Source organism: Actinomadura sp. BRA 177 (assembly GCF_013372625.1).
GTDB lineage: Bacteria > Actinomycetota > Actinomycetes > Streptosporangiales > Streptosporangiaceae > Spirillospora.
The window spans coordinates 1-3,886 of record NZ_JABXFD010000527.1 but is presented as its reverse complement, the minus strand read 5'-3'; the positions used below and the strand labels follow the sequence as shown (position 1 = coordinate 3,886).

The following is a 3,886-nucleotide window of genomic DNA, read 5'->3' as shown; positions in this document are numbered from 1 at the left end:
GGCGAGCCGGACGGCCCGCCGCGCTGCCCGCCGGACGGCACGCCCGCGGAACCGGGGCGGGGGGAGCCCCGCCGGCCGGCACTGTCTCCGTGGTCCGGTCCGTATCGGCTTGGGTTACTCACGCGGCCTCATCAACTGGGGGACGGCTATGCGTCGTCCGAGCGTACTGCGCCCCTGGTGCGGGGGAGGCCGATGAGGCAGGGCTGCCCTTCCGCCGGCCGGGCGGGAAGGCGCGTTCGGGGCCGCTGGCGTGCGGCAATTCGCGATCATGCTTCATGTCACACCCCCAAGTTTCAGTGGACGGTTCGGGTGACGGTGGTCCGCGGGTTCATTCCCGCGGCCTGGCCAGGGGGATCAGCGGCGAGAGACTCTCGGTCTCGGCGCCGCGGCCGCCTCCTCGGTTGCGACAGGCCGGATCCCCCCGGTGGATCTGGCACCACCACCGGGGCGGCGGGTTGCTCGGCGGCTTGTTCGGGTCGCAGTTGCCGTTGGAGAACGGCGACTGGCACGGCGGGAGGTCGCCCCGGTCGCCGTCGTCGCCGTCGCCCTGGCAGCGCGGGTCGTGCTGGCCGATCGGGTCGTTGCACCACGGCGGCCGGTCGTCGTCCTTCTTCTTCTTGGGCGGCTTCGCCCACTTCTGCACGATCCCGCCCCACGCCGGCGGCGGGAACGCCTTCGCGTCCAGGCCCTTCAGCGCGTGCGACATGTAGGACCGCCAGATGCGGGCGGGGATCGTGCCGCCCTCCACCTGGCCGATCCCCGGCAGGATCACCGACTTCTTCTTCCCGTCCGGGCCGACCGCGTCGTTGTAGATCGTCACCGCGGTCGAGATCTGCGGGACGTATCCGACGAACCACGACGAGACGTTCCGGTCGGTGGTACCGGTCTTGCCGGCCGCCTGGCGCCCGTCCGGCAGCGCCGCCGCCGTCGCGGTACCGCCCTTGATGACCTGCTGCATCGCGTACGTGGCGTCCGCCGCGACCTTCGGGCTGAACACCCGGTGCTTCTCGACCTCCGGCTTCAGCCGGACGTCCTTGTTGTTGCTGTACCTCACGACGCGGATCACGTGCGGCTGGTAGTACACGCCGCCGTTGGCGAACACCGCGTAGCCCGACGCCTGCTCGATCGGGCGGATGCTGTTGACGCCCAGCGCCAGGTTCAGGCAGCACTTGTGCGGTTCGAGCAGGTCGGACGCGATGCCGGCGTCCGTCTCCGTCTTGATCACCTCTTCGATGCCCACCTTGCCCATCAGCTGGATGAACGCGGTGTTCACCGAGTCCTGCGTCGCGGTGATCAGGTTGATCGCGGGGCCCACGTCATGGCTGTTCGGGACGATCGTGGCTTTCGGGTCGTCCTTCGACACCACGTTGCCGTCCGGGCCGATCGGCGTCTTCGACCGTCCCTCGACCATGCTCTTCAGGCTGTAGTTCTGCTTCAGCGCCGTCGCCAGCACGTACGGCTTCATCGCGGACCCGGCCTGCGCCTTGCCCTGCCAGACGTTGTTGAACTCCTGCTCCAGGTAGCCCGGACCGCCGTAGAACGCCACGACCTCGCCGTTCGCCGAGTTCACCGACACCAGCCCGACGCGGATCTTCTTCTTCGCGAGCTTCTCCGGGTTCACCTGCGGGACGGTCTTCTCCGCCGCGTGCTTGGCCATCGCCATCCGCTTGCGGTCGAACGTCGTGTAGACGCGCAGGCCCTCGGTCGTCAGCTCCTTACTGTCGATGCCCTGCCGGCTCAGCTCCTCCTTGGCGCGCATCAGCATGTAGCCGCGCTGGCCGCCGTACAGCTGGTTGCCGCTGCCCGGCTTGCTGATCTTCGGCAGCCGCTGCATGTACTTGTCGGCGTCGGCCTGGCTCAGCTTGCCCATCGAGACCATGCCCTTGAGCGTGTACTGGTACCGCCCGGTCACCCACGCCTTGCTCTCCTTGGCGCCCGGGTCCCGGTTCGGGTTCTGGATGATGCCGCCGAGGACGGCCGCCTGGTCGGGCTTCAGCTCCCACACGTTCTTGCCGAAGTACTCGCGGGACGCCGCCTGGATGCCGTACGTGTCGCGGCCGAAGTAGATCGTGTTCAGGTAGAGCTTGAGGATCTCGTCCTTGCTGTACTTGTCCTCCAGCTTCACCGAGATGAACAGCTCCTTGAACTTCCTGCTCACCGTCCGGTTGGCCGGGTCGGAGTAGTAGTTCTTCGCGAGCTGCTGCGTGATCGTGGAGCCGCCGCCGGACCCGCCGGTCAGGTTGTCCCACACCGCGCGCGTGGTGCCCTTGATCGAGAACCCGGGATCGGTGCGGAAGCTGCGGTTCTCCGCCGCCAGCACCGCGTCCTGGACGTACGGCGGGATCTTCTCCAGCTCGACGCTCTGCCGCTTCTTGCCGATCCGCCCGATCTCGGTGCCGTCGGTGTAGTAGAAGATCGACGCCTGGTCCTCGACGCCCGCGACCGTCGGCTCGGCGGGCGTCGGCGTGTTCGCGTAGGCGACCCAGATCAGCGTGACGAACGCCGCGATGCCGAGACCGCTGACGCCGGCGACCACCTTCCAGGACGGGATGAACCGCCGCCATCCCGTCTCCCGGGACCGCAGATGCCCGAGCATCCCCTTCTTCTTGGGCGCCCCCGGCGGCATCCCGGGCCCGCCCGGGCCACCCGGCCTGCCGGGGCCTCCAGGACCTCCGGGACCTCCGGGACCGCCCGGCACCGGCGCCCCGGACCGGTTCGCCGCCCGGACGCCCTTGCTCCGGAACTTCTCGGTGACCTTCGCGCCGAGCTCCTGCCCGGTCTTCCCGAGCTCGCCGAGCTTCTCCCGCACTCCGGGCTTGGGCGCCGCCCGGAACCCGGCCGCACCGGCGGCGCCGGCCATCCCGGCCGCGCCCATCCCGGCCGCGCCGGGCCCGTTCAACGCGGGCGGCCCACCGGGAACCCCGCCCATCCCAGCCGCATGAGGCATGCCAGGGCCAAAACCACCGGGCGCACCACCAGGGCCACCCGTCCGTCCCCCAGGCACCGGCGCGCCACCGCCCGCAGGCATCCCAGGAGCACCATGCCTACCCACAGCACCAGGCCCGCCGGGAGCGGCAGGCCCGCCAGCACCCATCGCGCCAGGCCCACCGAACGCGGGCGCCCCACCCGACGCACCAGTCGCGCCGGACGCCGGACCACCGGGCGCGGGCATCCCACGACTTCCACCCAACCCACCGGGGACGGGCGCGGACGGCCCGCCGACGCTCGGCGTGCCAGACCCGCCGGGGCCGCTCCACGCGCTCGGCCCGTCCGACACGGCAGGCCCGACCGAAGTCGAGGCGGCCGACCCACCAGAATCACGAGACCCACCCAACGCACCGGGCGCGGACGACCCGCCGACGCTCGGCGTGCCAGACCCGCCGGGGCCGCTCCATGCACTCGGCCCGTCCGACACGGCAGGCCCGACCGAAGTCGACGCGGCCGACCCGCCAGAGTCACGAGACGAACCCAACGCACCGGGCGCGACATGGCCACCCGCGCCGAAAGACCCGGACCCGCCAGGTCCGCCCGATGCGCCGCTTCCACCAGGGGCCCCGGACGCGAAGTGCCCACCCGGCGCGGCGGCCCCGCCGGCGGCATGCCCGCCCGAGGCCGAAGATCCGCCGGGCGTGTACTGACCACCCGATGCACCAGAGCCGCCGGCGGCGTGTCCGCCTGCGCCCAGCACGTCGGACGAGCCACTCGATGCGGACGAGCCGCTCGGCGTGTACCGGCCGGGCGTGCCCAGGGGGTCCGACGAGCCGCTCGGGGAGAACTGGCCGCTTGGCGCGGACTGGCCCAGGGGGTCGCCCGGCGCCGGGCGACCCCCTGGGCCAGTCCGCGCCAAGCGGCCAGTTCTCCCCGAACCTGGCTCTTATACACATCC

Annotated in this window: 1 protein-coding gene; it reads right to left on the bottom strand. The window is 71.5% G+C overall.

All coding sequences use genetic code 11. The features are described from left to right. Window positions 1-328: 328 nt before the first annotated feature. Window positions 329-2,929, bottom strand: coding sequence for a transglycosylase domain-containing protein (locus HUX53_RS30160; protein WP_176406613.1), 2,601 nt, complete (start codon window positions 2,927-2,929; stop codon window positions 329-331). Window positions 2,930-3,886: the final 957 nt, after the last annotated feature.

What these genes read in the sequence shown, in the direction of transcription:
- HUX53_RS30160 (WP_176406613.1), bottom strand. Translation starts at nt 2,929, where the DNA reads ATGGGCGGGGTTCCCGGTGGGCCGCCCGCGTTGAACGGGCCCGGCGCG.